Source organism: Actibacterium atlanticum, assembly GCF_000671395.1.
GTDB lineage: Bacteria > Pseudomonadota > Alphaproteobacteria > Rhodobacterales > Rhodobacteraceae > Actibacterium_D > Actibacterium_D atlanticum.
Window position 1 is genome coordinate 480,988 of sequence record NZ_AQQY01000001.1, and the last position, 25,867, is coordinate 506,854.

General features: G+C 59.6%; 26 protein-coding genes and 2 tRNA genes. 17 read left to right on the top strand and 11 right to left on the bottom strand.

Features of this window, described 5'->3' with window-relative positions; genetic code table 11:
* Nucleotide 1 precedes the first annotated feature (1 nt).
* Nucleotides 2-1,807, top strand: a complete 1,806-nt coding sequence (locus ATO10_RS02405; protein WP_035247505.1) for an ABC-F family ATP-binding cassette domain-containing protein — start codon at nt 2-4, stop codon at nt 1,805-1,807.
* A gap of 3 nt (nt 1,808-1,810) precedes the next feature.
* On the opposite strand, the gene ATO10_RS15840 is transcribed toward ATO10_RS02405, so the two are convergent.
* On the bottom strand, nt 1,811-2,635 hold the full coding sequence (locus ATO10_RS15840) for a TPM domain-containing protein (RefSeq protein ID WP_051597893.1): 825 nt from the start codon (nt 2,633-2,635) through the stop codon (nt 1,811-1,813).
* Nucleotides 2,636-2,937: 302 nt separating this feature from the next.
* Here ATO10_RS15840 and ATO10_RS02415 point away from each other — a divergent pair, with 302 nt between their 5' ends.
* The 4 genes from ATO10_RS02415 to ATO10_RS02430 all read left to right on the top strand — a co-directional run bounded on the left by ATO10_RS02415 (nt 2,938) and on the right by ATO10_RS02430 (nt 7,799).
* Entirely contained in the window at nt 2,938-3,525 is a 588-nt protein-coding gene (locus ATO10_RS02415) for an outer membrane protein (protein ID WP_051597894.1), read from the top strand.
* A 221-nt stretch (nt 3,526-3,746) separates the two neighbouring features.
* Nucleotides 3,747-5,348: a cysteine--tRNA ligase gene (cysS, locus tag ATO10_RS02420; protein ID WP_081806400.1), complete on the top strand. Its 1,602-nt coding sequence runs from the start codon at nt 3,747-3,749 to the stop codon at nt 5,346-5,348.
* 91 nt (nt 5,349-5,439) lie between these two features.
* The gene (gene cimA, locus ATO10_RS02425) at nt 5,440-7,059 is read left to right on the top strand and encodes a citramalate synthase (protein WP_035247507.1); all 1,620 of its coding nucleotides are present in this window, start codon (nt 5,440-5,442) and stop codon (nt 7,057-7,059) included.
* Nucleotides 7,056-7,799, top strand: coding sequence for a squalene/phytoene synthase family protein (locus tag ATO10_RS02430; RefSeq protein ID WP_035247508.1), 744 nt, complete (start codon nt 7,056-7,058; stop codon nt 7,797-7,799). The genes cimA and ATO10_RS02430 overlap by 4 nt, the downstream gene beginning before the upstream one ends.
* Here the strand turns inward: ATO10_RS02430 and ATO10_RS02435 are convergent.
* On the bottom strand, nt 7,796-9,016 hold the full coding sequence (locus ATO10_RS02435; protein ID WP_035247510.1) for an MFS transporter: 1,221 nt from the start codon (nt 9,014-9,016) through the stop codon (nt 7,796-7,798). The two genes, ATO10_RS02430 and ATO10_RS02435, sit on opposite strands and share 4 nt — an antisense overlap.
* A gap of 76 nt (nt 9,017-9,092) precedes the next feature.
* On the opposite strand from ATO10_RS02435, the gene ATO10_RS02440 reads away from it, so the two are divergent.
* From ATO10_RS02440 to pgi, 6 genes are all read left to right on the top strand, one after another.
* Nucleotides 9,093-9,722, top strand: a complete 630-nt coding sequence (locus tag ATO10_RS02440) for a DNA-3-methyladenine glycosylase family protein (RefSeq protein WP_035247512.1) — start codon at nt 9,093-9,095, stop codon at nt 9,720-9,722.
* The gene (locus tag ATO10_RS02445) at nt 9,719-10,399 is read left to right on the top strand and encodes an alpha/beta hydrolase (RefSeq protein WP_035247514.1); all 681 of its coding nucleotides are present in this window, start codon (nt 9,719-9,721) and stop codon (nt 10,397-10,399) included. Before ATO10_RS02440 ends, ATO10_RS02445 begins: the two co-directional genes overlap by 4 nt.
* 197 nt (nt 10,400-10,596) lie before the next feature.
* Nucleotides 10,597-11,181: an HNH endonuclease gene (locus tag ATO10_RS02450; protein ID WP_035247516.1), complete on the top strand. Its 585-nt coding sequence runs from the start codon at nt 10,597-10,599 to the stop codon at nt 11,179-11,181.
* A 115-nt stretch (nt 11,182-11,296) separates the two neighbouring features.
* The gene (zwf, locus tag ATO10_RS02455; protein WP_035247518.1) at nt 11,297-12,751 is read left to right on the top strand and encodes a glucose-6-phosphate dehydrogenase; all 1,455 of its coding nucleotides are present in this window, start codon (nt 11,297-11,299) and stop codon (nt 12,749-12,751) included.
* Complete coding sequence (pgl, locus tag ATO10_RS02460) at nt 12,748-13,419, top strand: 6-phosphogluconolactonase (protein ID WP_035247521.1); 672 nt, start codon at nt 12,748-12,750, stop codon at nt 13,417-13,419. Before zwf ends, pgl begins: the two co-directional genes overlap by 4 nt.
* Before the next feature lie 4 nt (nt 13,420-13,423).
* Nucleotides 13,424-15,040, top strand: a complete 1,617-nt coding sequence (gene pgi / locus ATO10_RS02465) for a glucose-6-phosphate isomerase (RefSeq protein WP_051597895.1) — start codon at nt 13,424-13,426, stop codon at nt 15,038-15,040.
* Between the two features lie 57 nt (nt 15,041-15,097).
* Here pgi and ATO10_RS02470 read toward each other — a convergent pair whose 3' ends face one another.
* The 6 genes from ATO10_RS02470 to ATO10_RS02490 all read right to left on the bottom strand — a co-directional run bounded on the left by ATO10_RS02470 (nt 15,098) and on the right by ATO10_RS02490 (nt 19,455).
* Nucleotides 15,098-15,664 (bottom strand): hypothetical protein, encoded by a 567-nt coding sequence (locus ATO10_RS02470; RefSeq protein ID WP_238323341.1) that lies wholly within the window; start codon nt 15,662-15,664, stop codon nt 15,098-15,100.
* A 67-nt stretch (nt 15,665-15,731) separates the two neighbouring features.
* Nucleotides 15,732-15,944, bottom strand: coding sequence for a GDCCVxC domain-containing (seleno)protein (locus ATO10_RS16570; RefSeq protein WP_081806401.1), 213 nt, complete (start codon nt 15,942-15,944; stop codon nt 15,732-15,734).
* A 58-nt stretch (nt 15,945-16,002) separates the two neighbouring features.
* Nucleotides 16,003-16,076, bottom strand: a tRNA-Gly gene (locus ATO10_RS02475).
* A 44-nt stretch (nt 16,077-16,120) separates the two neighbouring features.
* Nucleotides 16,121-18,160 (bottom strand): ASKHA domain-containing protein, encoded by a 2,040-nt coding sequence (locus tag ATO10_RS02480; RefSeq protein ID WP_035247524.1) that lies wholly within the window; start codon nt 18,158-18,160, stop codon nt 16,121-16,123.
* Nucleotides 18,161-18,188: 28 nt separating this feature from the next.
* Complete coding sequence (locus ATO10_RS02485) at nt 18,189-19,148, bottom strand: methyltetrahydrofolate cobalamin methyltransferase (RefSeq protein ID WP_035247528.1); 960 nt, start codon at nt 19,146-19,148, stop codon at nt 18,189-18,191.
* A 7-nt stretch (nt 19,149-19,155) separates the two neighbouring features.
* The gene (locus ATO10_RS02490; RefSeq protein ID WP_035247531.1) at nt 19,156-19,455 is read right to left on the bottom strand and encodes a virulence factor; all 300 of its coding nucleotides are present in this window, start codon (nt 19,453-19,455) and stop codon (nt 19,156-19,158) included.
* Nucleotides 19,456-19,642: 187 nt separating this feature from the next.
* On the opposite strand from ATO10_RS02490, the gene ATO10_RS02495 reads away from it, so the two are divergent.
* Together ATO10_RS02495 and ATO10_RS02500 are read left to right on the top strand one after the other, a co-directional pair.
* Nucleotides 19,643-20,755 (top strand): Ppx/GppA phosphatase family protein, encoded by a 1,113-nt coding sequence (locus tag ATO10_RS02495; RefSeq protein ID WP_035247535.1) that lies wholly within the window; start codon nt 19,643-19,645, stop codon nt 20,753-20,755.
* 11 nt (nt 20,756-20,766) lie between these two features.
* Nucleotides 20,767-21,471, top strand: coding sequence for an RlmE family RNA methyltransferase (locus ATO10_RS02500; protein WP_035247538.1), 705 nt, complete (start codon nt 20,767-20,769; stop codon nt 21,469-21,471).
* Between the two features lie 57 nt (nt 21,472-21,528).
* On the opposite strand, the gene ATO10_RS02505 is transcribed toward ATO10_RS02500, so the two are convergent.
* Nucleotides 21,529-22,047, bottom strand: coding sequence for a hypothetical protein (locus tag ATO10_RS02505; protein WP_035247539.1), 519 nt, complete (start codon nt 22,045-22,047; stop codon nt 21,529-21,531).
* A 162-nt stretch (nt 22,048-22,209) separates the two neighbouring features.
* A tRNA-Ser gene (locus ATO10_RS02510) sits at nt 22,210-22,299 on the bottom strand.
* 141 nt (nt 22,300-22,440) lie between these two features.
* On the opposite strand from ATO10_RS02510, the gene ATO10_RS02515 reads away from it, so the two are divergent.
* Nucleotides 22,441-23,265 (top strand): DUF2059 domain-containing protein, encoded by an 825-nt coding sequence (locus ATO10_RS02515; RefSeq protein WP_035247542.1) that lies wholly within the window; start codon nt 22,441-22,443, stop codon nt 23,263-23,265.
* Nucleotides 23,266-23,403: 138 nt separating this feature from the next.
* Nucleotides 23,404-24,276, top strand: a complete 873-nt coding sequence (locus tag ATO10_RS16355; RefSeq protein WP_051597896.1) for a calcium-binding protein — start codon at nt 23,404-23,406, stop codon at nt 24,274-24,276.
* Nucleotides 24,277-24,327: 51 nt separating this feature from the next.
* On the opposite strand, the gene ATO10_RS02525 is transcribed toward ATO10_RS16355, so the two are convergent.
* Nucleotides 24,328-24,672, bottom strand: a complete 345-nt coding sequence (locus ATO10_RS02525) for a hypothetical protein (RefSeq protein ID WP_035247545.1) — start codon at nt 24,670-24,672, stop codon at nt 24,328-24,330.
* A gap of 183 nt (nt 24,673-24,855) precedes the next feature.
* On the opposite strand from ATO10_RS02525, the gene ATO10_RS02530 reads away from it, so the two are divergent.
* A complete protein-coding gene (locus ATO10_RS02530) occupies nt 24,856-25,494 on the top strand; it encodes a 50S ribosomal protein L21 (RefSeq protein WP_035247548.1) in 639 nt (212 codons plus the stop codon).
* 20 nt (nt 25,495-25,514) lie between these two features.
* Entirely contained in the window at nt 25,515-25,784 is a 270-nt protein-coding gene (gene rpmA, locus ATO10_RS02535) for a 50S ribosomal protein L27 (RefSeq protein ID WP_035247551.1), read from the top strand.
* Nucleotides 25,785-25,867: the final 83 nt, after the last annotated feature.

Consider the following 25,867-nt stretch of genomic DNA (forward strand, 5'->3'; position numbering starts at 1 on the left):
CATGGCGCCAGCTCCGCTTCTGCAACTATCAGATATTTCGCTGACTTTCGGCGGCAATCCGGTGTTTGACGGCTTGTCTTTGGTGGTGCAGCCGGGCGACCGCGTGGCCTTGGTTGGGCGCAACGGCTCGGGCAAGTCGACCTTGATGAAAGTCATGGCCGGGCTTGTTGATGCTGACAGGGGTGACAGAGTGATCCCGGCTGGGGTCTCGGTCGGCTATATGGAGCAAGACCCTGATTTGTCGGGCTTTGCCACCTTGGGCGATTTCGCGGCATCCAATCTGCCCGCAGGGGAAGAATACCGCGTGGATATGGTGGCCGAGGGTTTAAAGTTCAAACCAGAGACACCGGTCGAAACCGCGTCTGGCGGAGAACGTCGCCGCGCGGCTTTGGCGAAATTGTTGGCCGAAGCGCCCGAGCTGATGCTGCTGGACGAGCCGACCAACCATCTGGACATCGAAGCCATCGCCTGGCTTGAGGACCAATTGAAATCGACCCGCGCGGGGTTCGTATTGATCAGCCACGACCGGGCGTTTTTGCGCGCGCTGACCCGTGCCACCCTGTGGATTGATCGTGGCGCGGTGCGGCGCCAGGAAAAGGGCTTTGAGGCCTTTGAGGCCTGGCGCGACAAGACCTGGGACGAAGAGGACACCGCCCGCCACAAGCTGGACCGCAAGATCAAGGCCGAGGCCCGTTGGGCCGTCGAAGGGATCAGTGCGCGGCGCAAGCGTAATCAGGGCCGGGTGCGTGCGTTGCAGGGCCTGCGCGAACAGCGTGCCAACATGATCCGCCGTCAGGGTGCTGCCGAGATGGCGCTGGAAGGGGGGCAGAAGTCCGGTCGCCGGGTCATCGAGGCCAAAGGAATCGCCAAGGCATTTGACGGTAAAGCGATCCTGAAACCGTTTGATTTACGGGTCATGCGCGGGGATCGCGTGGCCTTTGTTGGCCCCAATGGCGCGGGCAAGACGACTCTGTTGAAGATGCTGATCGGGCAGATGCCCCCGGACGAGGGCACCGTGACCCTTGGCACCAATCTGCATATGGCGGTGTTCGACCAGAACCGCGATCAGTTGGATGGCGACATGACCCTGTGGGACAGCCTAACCAGCGATCCCGGGATGCAAGTGTCAGGCAAGGCGGATCAGGTGATGGTGCGCGGCAACCCTAAGCACGTTGTCGGCTATCTGAAAGAGTTCCTGTTCGACGAGGCGCAGGCGCGTGCGCCGGTGCGCTCGCTTTCAGGCGGGGAAAAGGCGCGGCTGTTGCTGGCCAAGATCATGGCGCGTGAAAGCAATCTGTTGGTGCTGGACGAACCGACCAACGATCTGGATGTCGAAACGCTGGACCTGTTGCAGGAGCTGCTGGGCGACTATGACGGCACGGTTTTGCTGGTCAGCCACGACCGGGATTTTCTGGATCGTGTGGCCTCAACCACCATCGCGATGGAGGGCGACGGGCGCGCCATCACCTATGCGGGCGGCTGGAGCGATTACCGCGAGCAGAGACGCGAAGAAATCAAAGAAAATAAAGCAAAAACAAAGCCTAAAGTGGCGAAGGTAAAGCAGGACGTGAAGCCCGAGCCAGAGGGGCTGAGCTACACCGAAAAGCACCGTCTTGAAAAGCTGCCGGCCGTTATCGAACGACTGGAGGCCGAGATTGCCAAGCTGGAACAGTTCATGTCGGATCCGGACTTGTTCACCAAAGAACCGGTGAAGTTTCAGAAGGCTACCGAAGCACTGGTTGAACGCCAAACCGCGCTGGCTGAGGCCGAAGAAGAATGGCTGACGCTGGAGGAAAAGGCCGGATAGGCCTTACCACCGCCCCGAGGCCCCACCGCCCGAAGACCGCCCGCCGCCTGACGAAGATGACCGGGAGGAAAGGCGGCGGATCGTGTACGGGGTCACATCCCGATAGTCGCATTTACGACACCGCGTGACGCGATCACCGCGGCCCTCGGCCGTGCGGCTGGCCTTGCTCAGGATATTGCGGGACCGGCGCAATCCGCGATTGCCGCAGTTGGGACAGGGTTTCAGACTTGTGCCAAGGTCGCCCAGTTTCTGACGGAACTTCAGCAGCAGAGTTGATGCAGCGAAAAGCGCAAAGATGATCCAGCTGTTGTCGGCGTCGGGCTCGGGTGCGGGGGCGCCTTGGGCAAAGGGCCGGGCGATATCGCGGATCGCGGCGTTGGTGCCGCGCTCGATCCCTTCGGCGTAACGGTCATCACGAAAGTAGGGCAGGAAGTTTGAATCGATCACGTCGCGGGCGAAATGGTTCCAGTCACTGCCAAAACCGCTGCCCAGTTCGATCCGCATTTCACGATCCGAGCGGGCAACATAGATCAGGATGCCGTCATTGCGGTCCGCATCGCCAATGCCCCAGTGGTTGAACAGGTTGGTGGCAAAGGCCTCCATCGTGGGGGCCGCGGCATAGGGCGTACGGCTATCGAGCGTCAGGAGCAGCAGCTCAACACCGGTTTCTTCGCGCAGAGAGGTGATCTGCGCGCTGAGTCGGGCCTCAGCGTCCTCTGGCAACAGGTCGGCCAGATCGCTGATCGGTTGACTTGGGCGCGCGGGATAGTCCTGCGCAAAGGCGGGCAGGGCGAAAAGAGCGGCCAGAAAGGCGAAGCGATAAAACATACCGCATGCAAACCCGATCCTGTTGTCCCGAGCAAGGGGAAAGCAGCGGATTGTCGCCCCTTTGATCGCGCCCTGTCACGTTCGCTTGAGACCCCGGTTTGGGGGGCTTGACGGCGGAAAATGGCGCATGCCCCAACGTCAAAAAAGCGAAATAATGCAAAGGTTTGGATGACATTTCATTCACGAAAACGTGCCCCTCTTGCGCGCTGAGACCAGACATCCTTTGTGACAGTGAGGGGCGTGGCAACCGAGGTCGCGTCTCCGAGCAAGAGAACACTCCAACAAGGTTAAGGAACTTCCCTATGAAAACGATGATTACTGCTGCGGCGCTCTCCCTCGCCGCGCTTCCTGCTGTTGCTGGCAGCGCCGATCCGGCGCCCGCTGACCCCGCCGTAACCCAAGCCGCGCCCGCTTTTGGCGCTGGCGGTGACTGGACCGGTGCCTACGGTGGTTTGTCGCTGGGCTATGGCGATTTTGACGGTGCTGCCGGTCAGAATGCTGATGGCACGGTGGGCGGCATTTTTGCCGGTTATGACTGGGATCTGGGTGACTGGGTCGTTGGTGGTGCGCTGGAATACAGCGCCTCAGACGCGAACTTCCCCGGCACCACTGGCGTGGACGCCATCGGCCGCCTGAAGCTGCGTGCCGGTTATGATCTGGGCAAGACCCTGGTCTATGGTACCGTGGGTGCGGCCCGCGCCAATATTGATCTGGGCGGCGGTGACGCTTGGGACAATGGCTATTTCGTCGGCTTTGGTGCTGAACATTTTCTGACAGAATCCGTGACCGTTGGCGGCGAACTGACCTATGACCGGTTCGACAACTTTGCCAACACCACCACGGACGTAGATGGTCTGAGCGCAACCGCCCGCGTGGCACTGCGTTTTTAGATCTCTCCAGGCCAGGGGCGGGGCTTCGGCCTCGCCCCTGTGCGTACAGCTTTTGCTTGTCAGTGCGCGCAGGCTGGCGTAACAATCCCCTCATGAAGACCCGTGCCATCATTATTTGCTGCATTATTACCTGCTGACATCGTCAGGCGGGTTGGTTCTTCTTTTCCTTACAGGTTCAAGTTGCTAAGCCCGCCGCGGGAGACGCGCGCGAAGGAAGAGACATGACCAAGATCAAGCTGCACAACACCCTGACCCGGCGCAAAGAGGATTTCGCGCCGATCGAGCCGGACAATGTGCGGATGTATGTCTGTGGGCCGACGGTTTATGACCGCGCCCATCTTGGCAACGCGCGCCCCGTGGTGGTGTTTGACGTGCTGTACCGGCTGTTGCGCCATGTCTATGGGCCTGATCACGTCACCTATGTGCGCAATTTCACCGACGTGGATGACAAGATCAACGCGCGGGCGCTGGAAAACGTGGGCGAGGGCGGTGATGTCAACGCCGAGATCGCTCGGCTGACCGGCATGACCACCCAGTGGTTTTTGGACGATATGCAGGCGCTTGGCGCGCTGGACCCAAGCCAGATGCCGCGCGCCACGCAATACATCCCGCAGATGATTGCGATGATCGAAAAGCTGATCGCCGAGGGCTATGCCTATGCCAAGGACGGTCATGCGCTGTTTCGGGTGCGCAAATATGCCGAGTACGGCAAGCTGTCGGGGCGGTCTGTCGATGATATGATCGCCGGCGCGCGGGTAGAGGTTGCGCCCTATAAAGAAGACCCGATGGATTTTGTGCTGTGGAAGCCGTCCAGCGATGATCTGCCGGGGTGGGACAGCCCTTGGGGCCGCGGGCGTCCGGGCTGGCATATTGAGTGCTCGGCCATGTCCTATGAGCTTTTGGGGGCGGAGTTTGACATTCACGGTGGCGGCAATGACCTGATGTTCCCGCATCATGAAAATGAGATGGCGCAAAGCTGCTGCGCCCATCCTGAGGGTGGATTTGCAAAATTCTGGCTGCACAATGAGATGTTGCAGGTTGAAGGCAAGAAGATGTCCAAGTCTTTGGGCAATTTCTTCACGGTGCATGATTTGCTGGAGGGCCATGATGGCCAACCCGGTGTGCCGGGCGAGGTGATCCGGTTTGTGTTCCTGTCGACCCATTACCGAAAGCCGATGGACTGGACCGCCGAGAAGGCGCGCGAGGCCGAGGCGACGTTGCGCAAGTGGCGGGGGCTTGTCGCGGGCATCGAGCCCGCACCAAGCCCGGCCCCCGAAGTGACGCATGCGCTTGCCGATGACCTGAATACTGCGGGGGCCATTGCGGCGTTGCATAAGCTGGCGGCCGAAGGCGATGCGGCAGGGTTAAAGGCGTCCGCCGCGCTGGTTGGGCTGCTGGGGGATGACTTGGGCGATTGGGCGAATGCTTCGGGCTATGATGATGATCTTGTTGACTTGGTTGCACAATTATTAGCCGCCCGAGCAGAGGCGCGTAAAAATAAAGAGTGGAGCAAGGCTGACTTGATTAGGGATGGTTTCAAAGAGGCCGGAATTAAAGTGAAAGATTCACCAGAAGGAACAACTTGGTCAATAGAACGCGATGAAATCGACTCGCTACCATTTTTCCATTCCGTACGTCATGCTTTTCAGGCCGGTGACCAGCGCAAACTAGAAGAAGCACTCGAAGTGGCAAGGCAGGCTGGAATTGTTTTTTCAGATCGACAGTCTCTTGATGTTGCTCCAGCTTGGCGAAGCGAGCCAGAGCCCGAGTATGTGAAATCCAAATTGGTCAGTCTTATTCATGAATTAAATGAGATAAGATAATGCAAAATATAGAAAATTTTGTACCAGTTGATCTGTGGTCGGGGGCGAACCGTGACGCAAGCGTCCCGGGCGAAACTGAAGGGGCGCGGACATGACCAAAGAAAAGCTCTATCTTTACGACACCACGCTGCGCGACGGCCAGCAGACGCAGGGCGTGCAGTTTTCGACCGACGAAAAGCTGACCATCGCCCGCACGCTGGATGCTTTGGGCGTGGATTACATCGAAGGCGGTTGGCCCGGCGCCAATCCCACCGACAGCGCTTTTTTCGACGTCGCCCCCAACACCCGCGCCACCATGACGGCCTTTGGCATGACCAAACGCACCGGGCGCAGCGCCGAAAACGACGATGTGCTGGCGGGGGTGATGAATGCGAACACGCCCTCGGTCTGTTTGGTGGGGAAAAGCCATGATTTCCACGTGACCACCGCGCTGGGGATCACGCTGGACGAGAACCTTGAAAACATCCGCGCGTCGATCGCGCATATTGTCGCCTCGGGGCGCGAAGCCTTGTTTGACGCCGAGCATTTCTTTGATGGCTACAAAGCGAATCCGGAATATGCGGTGCAGTGCTGTAAGGCCGCCTACGATGCCGGCGCGCGCTGGGTGGTCTTGTGCGATACCAATGGCGGAACCCTGCCGCATGAGGTTGGTCAGATCACCTCGGCCGTGATCGACGCGGGCATACCGGGCGCCCATCTGGGCATTCACACCCACAATGACACGGGCAACGCGGTGGCAGCGTCTTTGGCGGCGGTGGACGCGGGCGCGCGCCAGATTCAGGGTACGCTGAACGGGCTGGGCGAGCGCTGTGGCAACGCCAACCTGTGCACGCTGATCCCGACGCTTTTGTGCAAAGAACCGTATGTCAGCACGCTTGAAACCGGTGTCACCAAAGAAGCGCTGGCGGCGCTGACCCGGGCTTCGCGCCTGCTTGATGATATTTTGAACCGGGTGCCGGTGAAATCGGCGCCCTATGTCGGGGCCTCGGCCTTTGCGCATAAGGCGGGGCTGCATGCCAGTGCGATCCTGAAGGACCCAACCACTTATGAACACATCCCGCCAGAAACGGTGGGCAATGAACGCATCATTCCGATGTCGAACCAGGCGGGGCAGTCGAACCTGCGCAAACGTCTGGCCGAGGCCGGGCTTGAGGTGGAAAAGGGCGATCCGGCGCTGACGGTCATTCTGGATGAGATCAAACAGCGCGAGGCCCAAGGCTATACCTATGACACGGCGCAGGCGAGTTTCGAGCTGCTGGCGCGGCGCGCGCTGGGCCTGTTGCCCGAGTATTTCGAGGTTAAACGCTATAAGGTGACCGTAGAGCGCCGCAAGAACCGCTATGACAAGATGATCAGCCTGTCCGAGGCCGTGGTCGTGGTGAAAATCGGCGATGAAAAGAAATTGTCGGTATCAGAAAGTCTGGATGGCGGCGGCAATGATCGTGGTCCGGTAAACGCGCTTTGGCGGGCGCTGGCCAAGGATCTGGGCCGCTATCAGCATCATATTGATGACATGAAACTGGTCGACTTCAAGGTGCGCATCACCCATGGCGGAACCGAGGCCGTGACCCGCGTGATCATCGACTCTGAGGACGCGCAGGGGCGGCGCTGGGCCACCGTGGGTGTCTCTCCGAACATAGTCGACGCATCGTTCGAGGCCTTGTTGGAAGCAGTACAGTGGAAACTGGCCCGCGACGGGGCGCGCCCATGAGCCTTGAGGCCTGCGCCGGGTTGGTCGGACGAGGCGACCCTGATCGCTTTGCCGCTGTCGTGGCCGCGCCAGCAGATGCGCGGGCCGTGCTCTTGCCGCTCTATGCGTTTAACGTCGAGGTCTCGCGTGCGCCTTGGGTCACGGCCGAGCCGATGATCGCCGAGATGCGGCTGCAATGGTGGCGCGACGCCTTGGAAGAGATCGGGCAGGGCGGGCCGGTGCGCAGGCATGAGGTCGTGGATGCCTTGGCCCCGGTTCTGGACGCGGCGGCCGCCGAGGAGCTGGACCAACTGGTCGCCGCGCGGCGTTGGGATTGTTACCGCGACCCGTTTGACGATGCCGCGGCGTTTGAAGCGTATATCAACGCCACCTCGGGCAATCTGACCTGGGTCGCCGCGCGGGCATTAGGCGCGACGGACGAACAGGCGGTGCGCGACGTGGGCTATGCCATTGGCGTGGCCAACTGGCTGCGCGCCATTCCGCAATTGGAAGCTTTGGGCCGGGTGCCTTTGGTGGATGGTCGGACCGAGGCCGTGGCCGCCCTGGCGCAAGGTGCCTTGGCACGGCTGACCCGCGTGTCAAAACCCGCGCGGCCCGCCGTTCTGTCCGGATGGCAGGCGCGCGGCATCCTGAAACTGGCTGCCAAAGACCCGGCTGCGGTCGCCCAAGGGGGCTTGGTTCCGTCAGAATTCGCGCGCCGGGGGGGCTTGCTGAAAGCGGCGCTGACAGGGCGGATTTAAACCGCCTCTTTGGGGCGCAGCGTCAGCCAGATCAGCGCGCCGCCTGCCAGCATCAGGAACGGGATCATCGCCAGGTTGACCGAGGCCCAGCCCTGTTCGACCGACCCGCCCGAGCAGTTCATCAAACCGCCAGACGCCAGCGATGCCAATGTTACCCCGCCAAAGACGATCAGATCGTTCATGCCCTGCACCTTGCCGCGTTCATGCGGCTCATGCGCGCCGGCCAGCATCGCGGTGGCACCGATAAAGCCAAAGTTCCAACCCACGCCCAGCAGGACCAGGGCGATGAAGAAATGCTCGATGTCTACGCCGCTCAGCGCCACGGCTCCGGCACCGGCCAGAATGACCAACCCGGTGGCGATAATCTTTTCCACGCCGAACTTGGCTATCAGATGGCCGGTAAAGAAAGACGGCACGAACATCGCCAGCACGTGGGCGGATACCACATTGGCGGCGTCATCGGTTTCAAACCCGCAGCCGACGACCGCCAGTGGGGTGGAGGTCATCACAAGGTTCATCAGCGCGTAAGAGACCAGCGCGCAGATGATCGCCACGGCGATGGTGGGGGTGCGTAGCAGTTCAAGCCGCGAGCGGCCCTGCGGGGCATCTGCGGCGGGGGCGGCCGGTTTGGGAATGTCCAGAAATACGAACAGGAAAGACCCGATGACGTTGATCGCGATCACCGCCGCATAGGTGCCCAGAAACGGTACAACCATGCTGGTCGAGGTCAGTTTTACAAGCTGCGGCCCAAGTATGGCCGAGGCCAGACCGCCCGCCAGAACGTAAGAGATCGCTTTGGGCCGGAAATCCTCGGACGCGGTGTCGGCGGCGGCAAAGCGATAGAACCCCTGCGCCGACATGTAGATGCCGGTGAAGAACGAGCCGACTAAGAACAGCGTGAAACTGTTCTGCATCAAGGCGTAGGCGCAAACTGCGGCTCCGATTGCCCCCCCCGCGCCTCCGGCAAAGAACCCTGCACGCCGTCCGGCCTTTTGCATGAAGCTGGACAAAGGCGTTGCCGTCAGCATGGATCCCAACACGATCATCGAAATCGGCAAGGTGGCGAAACAGGCGTTTGGCGCAAGCGATTGCCCGGCCAGCCCGCCGACCGTAAAGATCATTGCCATTTGCGAGCCAAGCAGCGCCTGCGCAAGCACAAGCACAGTGACATTGCGGCGGGCCCGGGCGGGATCGTATGGTGCGGTGGCTTGGGTCATGAAACCTGCCTTATCGGGGCGGCGCGGGCTTGGGAAGTGTTGAAAAGCGCACAGGGGTCTGTGCAGGCAGGAAAATATGGTCGGGCGTATCATAGAAACATCGGAATGTGTTGCCGAGGGCGCAGCGCATCTGTGCGCGGTCGAGCCGCGATTCGGCCCCGCGCTGGCCTTGACCGGGCCTTTGCCTTTGCGTCGTCGCAAGGATGGGTTCGCGGCGCTGTTGGATGCGATTGTCAGCCAGCAGGTGTCGGTCGCGGCGGTCAATGCGATCTGGGGGCGGCTGAAAGACGCCAAGCTGACCGGCCCGCGCAAGGTGATGTGGGCGTCAGCCGAAGACCTGCGCGCCTGCGGGCTGAGCCGCCAGAAGATCCGCTATGCCAAGGCCCTGTCGGAAGCGCGGATTGATTACAAAGCGCTGCGCGACGCGCCAACGGATGATGTCATCGCGACGTTGATCGAGGTCCCCGGTATCGGTCGCTGGACGGCCGAGATCTACGCGATGTTTTCACTGGGGCGGGCCGACGTTTTTGCCCCCGGTGATCTGGCGCTGCAGGAATCTGCCAAAATTCTGTTCGATCTGCCTGAACGGCCCACGGAAAAGGCCCTGCGCAGCATGGCCGAACCCTGGGCGCCTTGGCGGGCTGTTGCGGCGCGGGCACTTTGGGCCTACTACCGTGTGGCAAAAGAGCGGGAAGGGATCCGATGACACGTGTTTTGAAATCCAGTCGGCGCGGCGCGCCTAAGGGCGAAGCGACCTCGATGGTGGTGTTTCTGCACGGCTATGGCGCCAATGGCGCGGATTTGCTGGGCCTTGCCGAACCGTTGGAAGAACATATGCCCGGGACCGCTTTTGTGGCACCCGACGCGCCTGAAACGATCCCCGGCATGCCGGGGGGCTATCAGTGGTTCCCGATCCCCTGGATTGATGGTTCATCGCAGGAAGAATCCGAATCTGGGATGATGCGGGCCACCGAAGATCTGAATGCCTATCTTGATGCGCTTTTGGTCGACGAAGACATGCTGCCCGAACAGGTGATCCTGTTTGGCTTTAGCCAAGGCACCATGATGACCCTGCATGTGGCGCCACGGCGCGAAGATTCCTTTGCCGGGTTGGTCTGTTTTTCGGGCCGCCTGCTGATGCCCGAATCCCTTGCCGAGGAAGCGATCACCAAAACGCCGATCTTGCTGGTGCACGGGGATGCCGATGACGTTGTCCCGCCTCAGTCCTTGCCTGAAGCGGCTGAAGCCCTGCAAGAAGCCGGGTTCGAGGATGTCTATGCCCATGTCATGAAAGGCACAGCCCACGGCATTGCGCCCGATGGTCTGAGCGTTGCGCTGGCCTTTATGCGCGCCCATCTGGGGATGGAGCGCCGCGGCGGTTAAACTCTGCCCAATTCTTGGGCGCCCCTGTGGATAAACGTCACATCGCCGACATCGAATCGCGCTAAGTCACATTGTGGCGGTACCGCATATTGCGGGGCTTGCCCTATGGCGAACGCCATATATAGTAAAGATGTGCTGGGACGGGGTGTCCCGTCTTGGGGCCAATACAGGCAGACCGGGCGGAGACGGAGTCAGACATGGACGGCGATTTCAGGACAAGTTTTGTACGCGAACCGAGTGCGGTGAAGCATCACCCGGCGCTCGTTCTAAACGCGGATTATCGCCCGCTGTCCTATTATCCTTTGTCCCTGTGGCCTTGGCAGGAAGCAGTCAAAGCCGCCTATCTGGACCGGGTCGATATTGTGGCCGAGTATGATCAGGTTGTCCGAAGTCCCACGACCGAGATCAAGATCCCCTCGGTCGTTGTATTGAAAGATTATGTCAAACCTCAAAAGCGCGTGGCCTTCACGCGCTTTAATTTATTTCTGAGGGATGAATTCTCCTGTCAGTACTGTGGTGCCAAGGGCGATCTGACTTTTGATCATGTGGTGCCGCGCGCCAGCGGCGGGGTCACCAGTTGGGAAAACGTCGTTGCGTCTTGTTCGCGCTGCAACCTGCGCAAAGGTTCCAAGAGCCTGCGTCAGATCGGCATGCATTTACGCAAACCCCCGCGTCAGCCCACAGCAGAGCAACTGCGCAATACCGGGCGGAAATTTCCCCCGAATTATCTGCATGATAGCTGGGTAGACTACCTTTACTGGGATGCCGAACTGGATGCATAATTCATCTGGTCACGGGGTGGCGCATTCGCTGGCCGCAGATAAATAAACTAGGTAGACTTATTTCGACGGCGACTGTATAGAAGGCCGTGTTTGCGCTAACAGGGAGCGGGCAAAGATGGTTTCGCGTGTCATTCCGGTTGAACAGTTTGACTTGATCATTTTCGGGGGGACCGGGGATCTGGCAAAGCGCAAGATTTTGCCGGGTCTGTATCGACGGTTTCTGTCAGGTCAAATTCCTGAAGGTTCTCGTATCATCGGGGCGGCGCGCTCTGAACATGGGGTCGAAGAGTTTCGCGATATCGTGCGCAGTGCGATTGCGGAACATGTCGCCCCGGACAAGCACGACGATGACGCCATCAGCGGATTTCTGAACAGCCTAGAATATGTCACCATCGACGCGCTCGGCACCGGCGGTTGGAAAGAGCTTGCCGCCCTGATGCGCCCCAGCGTGGTGCGGGCGTTTTACTTCTCGGTCGGGCCCAGCCTGTTTGGCGCCATCGCGGAACGTCTGAAAAAGTACAAAGTTACCGACGATGAAAGCCGTATCGTGGTGGAAAAGCCGTTTGGCCATGATCTGCCCACGGCCAAAGCGTTGAACGAGACCCTTTCGCGGCATTTTACCGAACAGCAAATCTATCGTATCGACCATTATCTGGGCAAAGAGACAGTTCAAAACCTGATGGCGGTTCGTTTTGCCAACATGCTGTTTGAACCCCTGTGGAACGCCCGCAATATCGACCACATTCAGATCACCGTGGCGGAAACCGTTGGCGTCGGCGGGCGTGGTGAGTATTACGACAAATCAGGCGCGATCCGCGACATGGTGCAAAACCACCTGATGCAGTTGCTTTGCCTGATCGCGATGGAGCCACCCTATGCGTTTGATCCGGATGCGCTGCGCGATGAAAAGCTAAAGGTTATCCGCGCCTTAGAACCTGTTGAGCCAGATGATATCGTACGCGGTCAGTACTTGGGCGATGACGAAGGCCCCAGCTATCTTGAAGATTGCGGCAACCCCAGCAGCTTGACCGAAAGCTATGTGGCGCTGAAAGTGCGGGTATCGAACTGGCGCTGGAAGGGGGCACCGTTTTACCTGCGGACCGGCAAGCGGATGCGGGCGCGCAGTTCCGAGATCGCCATTGTGTTCAAAGACCCGCCGCATTCGATCTTTGGCGATCAGGCCGGGCAGAATCCGAACGTTCTGGTGATCCGCCTGCAGCCCAACGAAGGTATGAACCTGACCGTCACCATTAAAGAGCCGGGGCCCGGCGGAATTCGCCTGATCGAGGTGCCTCTGGATATGACATTCAAAGAGGCCTTAGGCGCAGAAGCTGATGATATTCCAGATGCGTACGAGCGGCTGATCATGGATGTGATCCGCGGCAACCAAACGCTGTTTATGCGCGGGGACGAAGTCGAAGCCGCCTGGGCCTGGACCGATCCGATCATCGCGCAGGTCGAAGATCGTGCCAACCGACCCAAACCCTATGAACCGGGCAGTTCGGGGCCTGAAGAGTCCCTGATCCTGATGCACCGTGATGGGCGCCGCTGGCGCGAGGTAAAGGTATGAGCCTGATCGAATACCCAAGCCGCGCGGCCATGTTTTCCGCTTTGGCTGATATTCTGGCCGACGAACTTCGCGCGGCGTTGGAAACGGGGCCGGCCACATTGGTTGTACCCGGTGGCACCACGCCCGGACCGGTGTTTGACCAGCTCTCGCAGGCTGATCTGGATTGGTCGCAGGTGCGGGTGATGCTCTCGGATGAGCGCTGGGTGCCGGAAAGTTCGGACCGCTCCAACACGCGGCTTTTGCGCGAACGGTTGTTGGTGGGCAATGCGGCCGCCGCGCAGTTGGTGCCGTTCTACGCCCCTGCAGATCAGCCCGAAGACCAGCTGGCAACGCTTTCAGGCCCGATAGAGGCCGCGTTGCCTATAACCTCGCTGCTTCTGGGCATGGGCGAAGACATGCATACCGCATCGCTGTTTCCCGGCGCCGACTTGTTAGAGCAGGCCCTTGCGGACGACGCGCCGGTTTTGTTGCCCATGCGCGCGCCCGGAGCACCCGAGCCACGCCTGACACTGACCGCCCCGGTTTTGCGCGCCGCGCGCAACACACACATTGTGCTGACTGGCGCTGGTAAACGCACCGCTGTTGAAGCCGCGCGACACCTCGATGATCCGCAGGCTGCGCCGGTGTGCATCGTTCTGAAAGACGCAACCATTCACTGGGCTGATTGACCTTATGAGCATTAAAAACACTCTGGAAGCCTTTGCTTTAGAAGCGAATACTTTAAAAATAAAGGATATGTTTGGCGGCGGGGATCGCGCCAAAACCTTTTCAACACAATTTGACGGTTTGCTTTTCGACTATGCAAAAACCACCCTGCGCGAAGATATTCTGGCCGCGTTGATACAGCTGGCCGAAGAGGCGCAGGTGGCACAGCGGCGCGACGCGATGTTCGCCGGGGAAAAGATTAACGAAACCGAAGGCCGCGCGGTGCTGCACACGGCTTTGCGACGCTCAGGAACGGGCGTTTTTGTCGATGGCGAAGACGTCATGCCCGGTATCCACGCGACGCTCGATCGGATGGAGGCGTTTGCCAACGAGGTGCGCAGCGGTGCTTTTCAGGGGGCTGGCGGCAAGATCACCGATGTGATGAATATTGGCATTGGCGGGTCGGACCTTGGCCCGGCGATGGCGGTGTTGGCGATGGATAGCTATGCCGACGGGCCGCGCGCGCATTTTGTTTCTAACGTTGATGGTGCGCAAATTGCGCAGGTGATGCGCGGGCTGGACCTGAGCACCACTTTGATCATCGTTGCCTCCAAGACGTTCACCACGATTGAAACCATGACCAATGCCAACACGGCGCGCGAAATGATGGCGCAGGTGGTGGATGACCCCGCTGCGCAGTTCGCAGCGCTGTCGACCGCGGCGGACCTGACGGCGGACTTTGGCATCGCGCCCGAGCGGGTGTTTGGTTTTGAGGATTGGGTCGGTGGGCGCTATTCCATGTGGGGGCCGATCGGGTTGAGCCTGATGCTGGCCATCGGACCGGATAATTTCCGCGCCTTCCTGCGCGGCGGCGAGGCGATGGATCAACATTTCCAAACCGCGCCTTTTGCAGAAAACCTGCCAGTTTTGCTGGCTCTGGTCGGCATGTGGCACCACCAGTTCTGCGGCTTTGGCAGTCGTGCGGTGTTGCCTTATGACCAGCAATTGTCGCGTCTTCCGGCCTATCTGCAGCAGCTTGAAATGGAAAGCAACGGCAAGCGCGTTGCCATGGATGGCTCGGACTTACCCGATCAGGCCGGTCCGATTGTCTGGGGCGAGCCGGGCACCAACGGCCAACACGCGTTTTACCAGCTGATTCATCAGGGCACGCAGGTGGTGCCGTGCGAATTTCTTGTCGCCGCCGAAGGGAATGAGCTGGGCCGTTCCGTTCATCACCGTCTGCTGGTGGCCAACTGTCTGGCACAGTCGCAAGCCTTGATGGTGGGGCGTACCTTGGACGAGGCCCGCGCGCTGATGCAGGATGCCGGTTTTGAGGGCGATGAACTGGAACGTCAGGCGCGCCACCGGGTGTTCCCGGGCAACCGGCCGTCGACCACTTTGATATATCCGCGGCTGACGCCCTATGTGTTGGGCCAGATCATCGCGCTCTATGAGCACCGCGTGTTTGTCGAAGGGGTGATCCTGGGGATCAACTCGTTCGATCAATGGGGTGTAGAGCTGGGCAAGGTGCTGGCGAAAGAGGTTGAAAAGCTGATCCTGGAGGGGCCGGTTGACGGCACCGACGGTTCTACCGCGCAGCTTGTGAACTTCGTTCGAAATTCGGTGGATGCGTGGCAAAGTTAAAGTAACGCTTTAACTTTAATACGATAGCTTTGAGCCCTAAGATCTTGATCTTGGGGCTTAATTATTGCGGGCGCGTTCCATCATCATCATGTGCACCGCATGCATGCCCTGTTCGGCCATGGCCGTGACTTCAGCGGCATGAATGTGAAGCGCGGCGACCAATTCAGGATCGTCAGAGGTTTGCGTGACGACAACCCCTTCCTCGGTGATCTCAACCTCGGATGTCAGGGCGTCACGCCGTTCAAAGAAGATATCCAGCGTCGGGCTTTGGATGAAAATCTTTGGGTCATCCCCGGCCTCCACCCGTTCGATCATGCCCACAACATGGCTGACCAGCGCGTCGTGTACCTTAGGGTTCGAAGAACTTGTGACGGTACGAATCCCGTTGGGTAGGTTTTCCACCGTCCGCGACATAGTTTGAAAGCCCCGAAACATAAGCGCCAGTTCGGCGCTTTCCTCGGGGCTGGCGTTTTCACCGCGCAGGCCGGGCATGTTGACCATGTCATGGCCGGTGCCATCGGCGCCGTGATGATGCCCCGCACCGCCCCCATGCATCTGCGCGGTGGCGGAGTTTACGGTAATCAAAGCCATCAAAATCGCAGATTTCAGGATATTATAAGGCATTTGGCACCGTTCTTTTTTAAGGGTGGAGCAACATTTAATAATATGTGAATGCCTCCGATGGGTCAACTTAACTGCAGCAGGATGATCCAAGTTGCACGGGTGGGCATGGGTTCGTGCCATACGAGCAAAACACGCAGCAATCCCCTGGTTTCGGGCGCAAAACCGTTCGGCAGTTGGGGCACTCAAAGAACCATTGGCACGAGTCTGTCGGCATCTGGGCCTGGGTTTCATGCCTGCATTCAGGGCAGGTGAGAATACTGAGAAGGACGGGATCGGACATGCAAAAACCTCTGCTGTCTACCCTGACATCAATTGATGTGCCGTGCGATCACAATGTCTGGAGCGGGTAACGGGAATCGAACCCGTAACTAAAGCTTGGGAAGCTGCCGTGATACCTTTTCACCATACCCGCGCCGGAGTTTTCAGATAAGCGCTGCGCGCAGGGCGGTCAAGCGCTTAGCCGCGTCTGCGCCGCCTGCGCCCGGTGTTTTCACCACCGGTGTTAAAGCTGACCTGCGGCAGGGGCGCGACCTTGGCCAGCTCAGGGAACGGGTCTGTGGCGTGGGGCAGGGCGTTTGCGGCGACGAAATGCTCTTGGAAGCGCGGTTCAATCGCGGTTTCGACCTTGTCGATCTGGCGGACCAGCTGTTCGACCTCGGCTCGTGCGGCGCGGTTGCATAGGGCGATCCGCGCGCCGGTGCCCGCAGCGTTCCCGGCGCTGGTGACGTGATCCAGTGGCGCATCCGGGATCATGCCCAGAACCATCGCGTGTTTGGGGCTGATATGGGCGCCAAACGCCCCGGCCAGCACAACGCGGTCCACGCTGTCGACGCCGAACTCATCCATCAATAGGCGCGCACCGGCATAGAGCGCGGACTTGGCCAGCTGGATCGCGCGGATGTCGCCTTGGGTGACGGTGATCCGCGCGCCGCCCTCGGGCGTTGCATCATGGATCACGTATTCATGGGTGCGCCCGTCAGGTTGGCAGCGCTGGGTGCCGGTTTGTTCGGCGGACCCGATCAAGCCAGACGGGTCAAGCAGACCGGCCATGCGCATTTCGGCCACGGCCTCGATAATGCCCGACCCGCAGATGCCGGTGATACCTGTCGTGGCGGTGGCCAGATCAAACCCGTCCTCATCCGACCATAGATCGCAGCCGATCACCCGAAAGCGGGGTTCCTTGGTGTCGGGGTTGATCTCAAGGCGTTCAATCGCGCCGGGTGCGGCGCGTTGGCCCGAGCTAATCTGTGCCCCCTCGAACGCGGGGCCAGTGGGGGACGAGCACGCCAGAACGCGGGCTTTATTGCCCAGCAGAATCTCGGCATTGGTGCCAACGTCGACAACCAACACCAGATCGTCAGACTTATGCGGCGCTTCTGACAAGGCCACAGCGGCGGCATCGGCACCGACGTGTCCCGCGATACAGGGCAGCACATAGGCGCGGGCCTGGGCGGGCAGGGCGCTGAGGCCCAGATCGGGCGCGGTCAGCGAAACAGCGTCCGAGGTCACCAACGCAAAGGGGGCCTGACCCAGTTCAATCGGGTCGAACCCCAGCAGCAGGTGGTGCATCACCGGGTTGCAGACAAAGGTGCTTTCGACGATTTGCGCGGGGTCGACCTTGGCTTCAACCGCGACGGCTGTGACCAGATCGTTCAGCGCTTCGCGTACGGCAGAGGTCATTTCCGCGTCGCCACCGGGGTTGAGCATGGCGTAGGACACGCGGCTCATCAGGTCTTCGCCAAACCGGATCTGCGGGTTCATAATGCCGGAGGACGCCACCACATGCCCGTCATTCAGGTCACACAGATGCGCGGCGATTGTGGTAGAGCCCACATCAACCGCCAGCCCATAAAGCGGCCCTTCGAACAGGCCGGGCCAAAGCGCCAGAAGGCGCGGCGCGGCGTCGGTATGATCGTCGTAGACCGCGGCGGTGACCTGCCATTTGCCTTTGCGCAAAATCCCTTGCAGATCGGCCAAAAGGGGCAGGGGGATGGTGACATTCTGCAAACCCCACTGGGTGGCCAAGGCGGCTTGCAGCCGCTCGGCGTCGCCGGTGGGGTTGTGCATGTCGGGTTCTTCGACCTCGACCATCACCAGCCGGGTCGCGGCATCCATGGTGATCGGGCGCGCGTCGGCGGCTTTGCGCACGACCTGTTTATGCACCTGACTTTCGGGCGGCACGTCGATGACGATGTCACCTTGCACGACGGCCTGACAGCCCAGCCGACGTCCCGGTTTCAGCCCGCGCTTTTCGTCGTAACGATGCTCAACGGCGTTCTTATCGCTCAGCGCATCTTCGGCCACGGTGACGCCGTGTTTGGGGAACGCGCCGAACGAGGGCTGCACCTGACATTTTGAACAAATCCCGCGCCCGCCGCAGACTGAATCCAGATCGACGCCCAACTGACGCGCTGCCGTCAGCACAGGGGTGCCCAGCGGGAAACGGCCGCGCCGCCCCGAAGGGGTAAAGATCACCAGTGCATCCGTGTCGGCCATAGGGCGCGTCCTTATCGGTTTACGTAAATTAACCCCGACGGCGACGGCGGCCACCGCGCCCGCTACCTGCGGCGGCTGCGGCTTTGGAGGCCTCGGGGAAGCTGGCGCCTTCTTTCACGGCCTCCATCACGCGGGAAAACTTGATCCACTCCGTGCCGTTCGGGTCGTTGTTATAAAGCAGGTTGGCGGCGCGGACGGCCTCCATTTCAACCGGGCGCACGGGGTTCATGATCGCGCTGGTCATGCCGGCGCCGATGGCCATGGGCAGGAAGGCCGCATTGATGCCGTGGCGGTTGGGCAGGCCAAAACTGATGTTTGACGCACCGCAAGTGGTGTTCACGCCCAGCTCTTCGCGCAGTTTGCGCACAAGGGTGAACACCTGCTGACCGGCGCTGGCAATCGCGCCAATGGGCATCACCAGCGGGTCCACGACGATATCATGGGCCGGGATGCCATAGTCCGCGGCGCGTTCGACGATCTTTTTGGCCACGGCAAAGCGCACATCCGGATCTTCGGAAATGCCGGTGTCATCGTTGGAGATCGCCACAACCGGCACGTTGTACTTTTTGACCAGCGGCAGCACCATTTCCATGCGCTCTTCCTCGCCGGTGACCGAGTTCACCAGAGGGCGGCCATTGGCAACTTCAAGCCCAGCCTCCAAAGCGCCCGGGACCGAGCTGTCAATGCACAGCGGCACATCGACCAGACCCTGTACCAGCCCCAGAACCTCGCGCATCAGCGGCGGTTCGGTTTCGTTGGGGTTGGGATTGGAGTTGTAGACAACGCCCGCGTTCACATCCAACACCATGGCGCCGCAGGCGACTTGCTCCAATGCGTCTTTTTCGACGGTCGAGAAATCCCCGGCCTCCAGTTCGGCCGCCAGTTTCTTGCGCCCGGTGGGGTTGATGCGTTCGCCTATCACGCAGAAGGGCTCGTCAAAGCCGATGGTGACGGTCTTGGTTTGGCTTTCAATTACGGTGCGGGTCATGTCTGTCTCACTTCTCCCAGCCATCATTGGCGATCAGCGCCAAGATGCGGTCCTTGTCATAATCACGGTCCAGACTTTCAGCCTGTGCCTGTGCAATTTCATCTTGCGCGCCGTCCACGCTGAACGGCGTGCCACGGCGCCATTCGGCCAGATAGGCGTCGGTGTCGCGGGCGCCGACCTTCATGGCGCAGCGATCAATCGCCTGTTCAAACCGTTCGGGCAGGGCGCGTTTGGCGCCGCGACGGCCCTTGCCCACGATGACCTGAGCGGGGATATCGCGCCAGTAAACGATGGTGACATCGGGCATGGGGTGGGCCTTTCGGATTGTTTGGGTTCGCGGGTGTCTTGGCGCTGGGTTCTAAAGTACCACGCTTGTGCGCGCCAGTTCCCATCCTCTGAATAATTCTCAAGAAGATTATGAACGCGGCGGGATGCTTGCGCATTCAGCATGGCGCGACTAGGTTGAGGGTAACTTGAGTTGGAGGGCGAACAAGATGGCGCCCAAGCGTCCCAATGGTGCGGGCGCGTTCCCCAAAGCGGTCGATACCCCCGCACCAAAAACGCCCGATCCGGCGGAGCTTTACGCTGCGCTGGATCTGGGTACAAACAGTTGTCGCATGTTGATTGCCCAGCCAAAGGGCAGTCAAATTCATGTTGTGGACAGCTTTTCGAAATCTGTGCAGCTGGGCACCGGGCTGGAAGCGTCCGGGCGTTTAAGCAGGGCGTCCATCGGGCGCACCGTGCAGGCTTTGCGCATTTGCAAGGGCAAGCTGGATCGCCACAAGGTGCGCCGGATGCGCCTTGTCGCAACCGAGGCTTGCCGGCGCGCCAAAAACGCACGCGATTTCACCCGTTTGGTCAAACGTGAAACCGGACTCTCGCTTGAAATTATCGAGACCGAAGAAGAAGCGCGTCTTGCCGTTGTCTCCTGCGCGCCGTTGGTGTCGACCAAGACCGAACAGTTGCTGGTGGTGGATATCGGTGGCGGTTCGACCGAGCTGGTCTGGATGGACCTGTCCTCGGTCCCCAAACGCGATCGCCCGCGCGCCATCATGCGCCTGCATGCCGGGTTCAAAAACGCCGACAGCCCGTTTCCCGTTGCCAAAGTGGTAGATTGGATCAGTGTGCCCTTAGGGGTCGCGACGCTGAAGGACCAGTTTGACGATGTCGAAGATGACGCCGCGCGCTTTGCGCTGATGAGCTGGTATTTTGAAGAAAACCTGGCGGATTTTTCGCCCTATGCCCATGAACAGGCGCGAGAAGGCTTTCAGATTGTCGGCACCTCGGGCACCGTCACCACGGTCGCCGCCAGCTTCCTTGGCCTGCGTCGCTATGATCGCAACAAGGTGGACGGGCTGCGCATGACCTCGGACCAGATCGACGGGGTGATCCGCGATTATCTGGCGCTTGGCCCCGAAGGGCGGCGCACAGATCCGCGTATCGGGCGTGATCGTCACGCGCTGATCATGTCGGGCGCGGCGATTTTGCAGGCGCTGATGCGTGTGTGGCCGACGGATCGTTTGTCAGTTGCGGATCGCGGTCTGCGCGAAGGGCTGCTATATGCGCAGATGAGCGCCGATGGCGTGCTCGAAGACGGACCGTATTAAGGGATCAGATCATGGCGAAAAAAGGCACCAGCGGACGCGGACAGCGCGATCTGCGCACCCGGGTGAAATCGGCGCGCGGGCGTAAGCTGTCGTCGACCCTGTGGCTGGAGCGGCAGCTGAACGACCCTTACGTGAAACGCGCGCAGGACGAAGGCTATCGTGGCCGTGCGGCGTTCAAGATTTTAGAGCTGGACGAAAAGTATCGCTTTTTGGTGCCCGGCGCCCGGGTTGTGGACCTTGGCTGTGCGCCCGGCGGCTGGTGTCAGGTGGCCGCGACGCGGGTGAATGCTCTGGGTGAAAGAAAGGGCAAAAAGATCGGCTCTGTTTTGGGGGTTGATCTGCAAGAGGTCGAACCAATTGCCGGGGCTGAGATACATCAGCTGGACTTCATGGAAGACGACGCCGATCAAAAGGTCAAAGACTGGCTGGGCGGCAAGGCCGATGTGGTGATGTCAGACATGGCCGCCGCCAGCTCGGGCCACAAACAGACCGACCACCTGAGGATTATCGCCCTGTGCGAGGCCGCGGCATACTTCGCCTTTGACGTGCTGGACGAGGGCGGCACGTTCGTCGCCAAAGTGCTGGCCGGCGGCGCCGAGGGCGAGCTGCAAAAGCTGCTGAAACAACGCTTCACCAAAGTCGCCAACGTCAAACCGCCCGCAAGCCGGTCCGACAGTTCCGAGAAGTTCGTGGTGGCGACGGGGTTCCGGGAGTGAGGATCGCTAGCTAGGCAGGCGATATGTTCGACCAAAACTTGTGGATTCAGTTATCGATTATGGAATCTCGTCATCCAGTTTATCAATTGTCCGCATGATAAATTCCGCAAGAGCTTTGCCCCATTTTGTTGCACGCTCCATCTCTTCTACAGGTACTGCGTCAACCGCCATGTTGGTGTCGCCATGGCGTTCAAACATGGCAAATATTACGTAGTTATCGTCAGCTAATAGATATCCGGCGCAGTGACCGTGCGCTATTCTATTCCTGAGCACGGAGTGCCGTTCGTATTGTCTTTTATGCCTCTTTAAGAAATTGGAGAATTCTCTTGCGGACTCGCGGTCCTTGATCAAGCGGATCATCTCGGCGAGTTTTCCTGAGCCGCTTTTCTTTCCAATGGTGTCGGCGGCTTCCGAATAGGAGACTCCCATCATATGGGCGAGAAGCATCGCGAGCATGCCATCAAGTGTTCCCCACGTGAGAACGAGGTCCAGCATTGCCTCGCGGTGGACCGGTTTTAAAGGTAGCGCAAAGTTTTCAGCGCCCAATTCGCTTTCAAGTTTGTTGGCGTCCAACACCCAGCCCTCTTCAATTCAAGATATCTGTGAACAACACTATCTAGAACGTGAATGTTGCAAACAGACTTCATCACATCGCTGACTGAAATCAAAGCGAGAGTTGTCGAATTGGTTGAGTGCCGCAATTGGTTTTCTCAACAGTATTTCTGGCAAGGGTGAGAGTGGCGGAGAGACAGGGATTCGAACCCTGGGTGGGCTTGCACCCACAACGGTTTTCGAGACCGCCCCGTTCGACCACTCCGGCACCTCTCCGCAGGCTCATGGTCCGTGAGGGGGGGATTTAAGGCCAAGTCCTGCCGGGCGCAACTGCTTATTTTCCAATCTTGTGACTTTGGTTGGAAAAAGTCGTGCTGGTCGCTAGGCTGCGCGCAACCCAAACGCGCCGGAGGCCCCATGTTGCGCCCAATCCTAAGCATTACCTTGCTGATCTTTATGGCGCTGCCCGGGCGTGCCGCGCCCTCGGCGCAGGTGCAAGCGCTGGGCGATGCGCTGCAACTGCCCGCGTTGATGGCGATCATGGCCGAGGAGGGGCTGGCCTATGCTGGTGATCTTGAGGCCGAAATGTTCAGCGGACGCGGCGGCGGGGCCTGGCAGGCGCTGGTCAAGAACATTTACGAGGCGAAACGGCTTGAAACCGTCATGTTGGAGGTTCTGGACGAAGAGCTGACCACCGCAGAGCTTGAGACGCTGATAGCGTTTTACACCGGCGATCTGGGTCAACGGGTGACTGATCTGGAAGTTACGGCGCGTCGCGCGCTGTTGGATCCGATGGTCGAAGAGGGCAGCATCGCGATCTACGAGGACATGGCGCTGGAAAGCCATCCGAGGTTGGCGCTGATTGAAGACTTCGTGCAGGTCAATGATCTGATTGAGCGCAATGTGGCGGGCGGGCTGAACTCGAATCTATCGTTCTATCGCGGGCTAAATGAGGGCGGCGCATTTGAATATGGCATGTCGGAAAGCGATATGTTGGCGGATGTCTGGGCTCAGGAGGGCGACGTGCGCGATGAAACCGCCCAGTGGCTCTATCCCTATCTGACCATGGCCTATGAGCCGCTGAACGATTCCGATCTGCAGGCTTATATTGACATGTCCGCGAGCGAGGCGGGCATTCGACTGAACGCTGCGCTATTTGCGGCATTCGATGTGATGTTTCGGCAAGTGTCTTACGATCTGGGCTTTGGCGCGGCGCAGTTCATAAAGGGGCAGGAGCTGTAGCGGCCGGGCACCCATGAACGCCGTTTTGGCAGGTCCAAATTTCAGGATGGGTGGTCTGCAATTCTAGGTTGCGAGCGCTGAGCGTTTGTGATCTCAGTACGACCGCAATATTCAAAGTTTCAAATAGGATTAATAAGCATGGCCGAGTACGTTGTTCAGGGGTTCGGGTGGACCTGGGTTGGTGAAGGCGAAGACGAGGTTCGCACGGATTTTCAAACCCACGAGTTCACCTTTGAAGACAGCGACGGTGTTTTTGAATATCAGGTTGTTCCGGGCGAAACTTTTGACTTTTCGCCTATCGCACTTACCGGTTTGGATGGGCTGAGTGTGGATGGCACCCCGCTGGGCAGCTTGCCTGTCGATCAGGCGACCTTTGGGTATGTAGAGTGGTCGGGCGGTACAAGCTATGTATTGTTGTTTGAAGACAGCAGCTTCGCAGACGGGCGCCAGGATTTTATCGTGATCATTGGCGGGGCGCCGTTTGAGCCTGAAACGCTGGAAGAGTTCTATCAGTTTGAACAATCCATCACCGCCTTTGGCGGTGCTCCCGACAACGGACCTTATGCGCCGAATACCCCTATTTCGCTGGCGGATTTGCCGGGGCTGGGCCAGGCCCCGGTGAACCTGATCGAAGGTGGCAGCAAGGATGACTTTCTGTTTGGCTCGCAAGACGCGGACGAGATCAACGGCAACGGTGGGGCGGATACGCTGCTGGGCCGTGATGGCGATGACGTGCTGAACGGTGGCGCGGGCCGCGACATTGAGATTGGCGGCGAAGGCGCGGACACCTTTGTGTTCGGCACCGGCTCCGAGCTGGACATCATCCTCGACTTCGATGTGACCGAGGATATCTTGCAGATCGACATGGACGCCCCAGCGGCGCGTGATGATGTTGCCTTTGTGCAAAGCCTGGCAAATTACACCATTGTGGGTATTGGCGGAGGCGATGTGGCGGTGCTGCTGGGGAATTATGACCGCAGCGATGTTGTCGACAGCATCGAGTATCTCTGATCTTCATCTGATCATGTTATCGGGCGCGCAGCTTTTGCGCGCCCGTTTTGTTTAAGGGCCGTGTACCATCAAGGCGACGGTCAGGGCTTCGGGGTTGCCCAGATAGATGTGTTGATCTGCCTGCAGCAATTTGGCCAGCGTGGGCTGTTCATGGGGCGGAACCCGGGCCAGATCCATGGCTTGGGCCAAAAGGGGCCCTGCGCCGGTTTTAATCTCTGCCTCGATCCCGGGCTGCTGCTGTGTCACGAAGGTTTTGACCTTGCTGCGCCGGGCATTGTAGGCAGAGTTCTCAACGGCGGTTGAAATTGCCGCACCGGGCAGCAGGATCGGGTTGGGGATATGGCTGGGCGCGGTGCAGGCCGCCAGCCCTGCAAAAACAAGTAAAAACCGCCGCATGGGCACCACCTAAACTCTTGACTTGAAGTTGATCATCCCGGATAAGCGCGCATCTGCGCAAGGGATTTCCTTGCGCGGATTCGTTTAACACAGCCCGTAAAGGGCGCGCTGTCCGATGGTGCCAACTGGCAAAACGCTGTGAAAACAGGACCATACGACGCGGTGAGATAAAGGAAGATGCCCATGTTTGCGGTCCTCAAGACCGGTGGCAAGCAGTATAAGGTTCAGTCCGGCGACATTCTGCGCGTCGAGAAACTGGCCGCCAATGCTGGTGAAACCGTCCAGTTCAATGAAATTCTGATGGTTGGCTCGACCGTTGGTGCCCCCACTGTGGAAGGCGCTGGCGTGCAGGCTGAAGTGATCGAACAGATCAAAGGCCCCAAGCTGATCCATTTCGTAAAGCGCCGTCGTAAGCACAGCTCGCAGCGTAAAAAAGGCCACCGTCAGCAGCTGACTCTGCTGCGCGTGACCGACATCCTGGAAAAGGGTGCTGACAAATCCGGCATCAAAGCCGCTGTTGGCGCTGCTTCGGGTGTTGCTGTTGCCGCCGCTGCTGCTCCGGCCCCGAAAAAAGCCGCTAAGAAAGCCGCGCCCAAGGCCGAGGCCAAAGCCGAAGCCCCCGCTGGCGCTGATGATCTGAAAAAGCTGTCGGGCGTTGGCCCCAAGCTGGAAGAAAAGCTGAATGCCAACGGCATCACAACTTTCGCCCAGATCGCTGCCTGGACCGAAGCCGATATTGCTGAGTTCGACGAAAAACTGTCGTTCAAAGGCCGTATCGAGCGTGAAGGCTGGGTTGAGCAGGCCAAAGAGCTGGCCAAATAAGTTAGTAGGAGAGAACACCAATGGCACATAAAAAAGCAGGCGGTAGCTCCCGTAACGGTCGCGACTCCGCGGGCCGCCGTCTTGGCGTAAAGAAATATGGCGGCGAAGCTGTCATCCCCGGCAACATCATCGTGCGTCAGCGCGGCACCAAGTGGTGGCCGGGCGAGAACGTCGGCATGGGCAAAGACCACACCCTCTTTGCAACTGTCGAAGGCGCTGTGAAGTTCCACAAGGGCCTGAAAGGCCGCACCTTTATTTCGGTTCTCCCGGTGGCGGAGGCCGCCGAGTAAGCCGAAACCTTTGAAGGTTTGAAAATTCAGGGGGATCGGCACAAGCCGGTCCCCCTTTTTGGTCGCCACGAGGAGACCGCCGA

Excerpts from the sequence above, each read along its gene's own strand:
- ATO10_RS15840 (WP_051597893.1), bottom strand. The coding sequence starts at position 2,635 with ATGTTTTATCGCTTCGCCTTTCTGGCCGCTCTTTTCGCCCTGCCCGCC.
- ATO10_RS02495 (WP_035247535.1), top strand. The coding sequence starts at position 19,643 with ATGGCGCCCAAGCGTCCCAATGGTGCGGGCGCGTTCCCCAAAGCGGTC.
- ATO10_RS02440 (WP_035247512.1), top strand. The coding sequence starts at position 9,093 with ATGGTCGGGCGTATCATAGAAACATCGGAATGTGTTGCCGAGGGCGCA.
- ATO10_RS02405 (WP_035247505.1), top strand. The coding sequence starts at position 2 with ATGGCGCCAGCTCCGCTTCTGCAACTATCAGATATTTCGCTGACTTTC.
- ATO10_RS02470 (WP_238323341.1), bottom strand. The coding sequence starts at position 15,664 with ATGCCTTATAATATCCTGAAATCTGCGATTTTGATGGCTTTGATTACC.
- ATO10_RS02515 (WP_035247542.1), top strand. The coding sequence starts at position 22,441 with ATGTTGCGCCCAATCCTAAGCATTACCTTGCTGATCTTTATGGCGCTG.
- cimA (WP_035247507.1), top strand. The coding sequence starts at position 5,440 with ATGACCAAAGAAAAGCTCTATCTTTACGACACCACGCTGCGCGACGGC.
- rpmA (WP_035247551.1), top strand. The coding sequence starts at position 25,515 with ATGGCACATAAAAAAGCAGGCGGTAGCTCCCGTAACGGTCGCGACTCC.
- ATO10_RS02415 (WP_051597894.1), top strand. The coding sequence starts at position 2,938 with ATGAAAACGATGATTACTGCTGCGGCGCTCTCCCTCGCCGCGCTTCCT.
- ATO10_RS16355 (WP_051597896.1), top strand. The coding sequence starts at position 23,404 with ATGGCCGAGTACGTTGTTCAGGGGTTCGGGTGGACCTGGGTTGGTGAA.
- zwf (WP_035247518.1), top strand. The coding sequence starts at position 11,297 with ATGGTTTCGCGTGTCATTCCGGTTGAACAGTTTGACTTGATCATTTTC.
- ATO10_RS16570 (WP_081806401.1), bottom strand. The coding sequence starts at position 15,944 with ATGTCCGATCCCGTCCTTCTCAGTATTCTCACCTGCCCTGAATGCAGG.
- ATO10_RS02530 (WP_035247548.1), top strand. The coding sequence starts at position 24,856 with ATGTTTGCGGTCCTCAAGACCGGTGGCAAGCAGTATAAGGTTCAGTCC.
- ATO10_RS02435 (WP_035247510.1), bottom strand. The coding sequence starts at position 9,016 with ATGACCCAAGCCACCGCACCATACGATCCCGCCCGGGCCCGCCGCAAT.
- ATO10_RS02480 (WP_035247524.1), bottom strand. The coding sequence starts at position 18,160 with ATGGCCGACACGGATGCACTGGTGATCTTTACCCCTTCGGGGCGGCGC.
- pgl (WP_035247521.1), top strand. The coding sequence starts at position 12,748 with ATGAGCCTGATCGAATACCCAAGCCGCGCGGCCATGTTTTCCGCTTTG.
- ATO10_RS02445 (WP_035247514.1), top strand. The coding sequence starts at position 9,719 with ATGACACGTGTTTTGAAATCCAGTCGGCGCGGCGCGCCTAAGGGCGAA.
- ATO10_RS02430 (WP_035247508.1), top strand. The coding sequence starts at position 7,056 with ATGAGCCTTGAGGCCTGCGCCGGGTTGGTCGGACGAGGCGACCCTGAT.
- ATO10_RS02485 (WP_035247528.1), bottom strand. The coding sequence starts at position 19,148 with ATGACCCGCACCGTAATTGAAAGCCAAACCAAGACCGTCACCATCGGC.
- ATO10_RS02490 (WP_035247531.1), bottom strand. The coding sequence starts at position 19,455 with ATGCCCGATGTCACCATCGTTTACTGGCGCGATATCCCCGCTCAGGTC.
- ATO10_RS02525 (WP_035247545.1), bottom strand. The coding sequence starts at position 24,672 with ATGCGGCGGTTTTTACTTGTTTTTGCAGGGCTGGCGGCCTGCACCGCG.
- cysS (WP_081806400.1), top strand. The coding sequence starts at position 3,747 with ATGACCAAGATCAAGCTGCACAACACCCTGACCCGGCGCAAAGAGGAT.
- pgi (WP_051597895.1), top strand. The coding sequence starts at position 13,424 with ATGAGCATTAAAAACACTCTGGAAGCCTTTGCTTTAGAAGCGAATACT.
- ATO10_RS02500 (WP_035247538.1), top strand. The coding sequence starts at position 20,767 with ATGGCGAAAAAAGGCACCAGCGGACGCGGACAGCGCGATCTGCGCACC.
- ATO10_RS02450 (WP_035247516.1), top strand. The coding sequence starts at position 10,597 with ATGGACGGCGATTTCAGGACAAGTTTTGTACGCGAACCGAGTGCGGTG.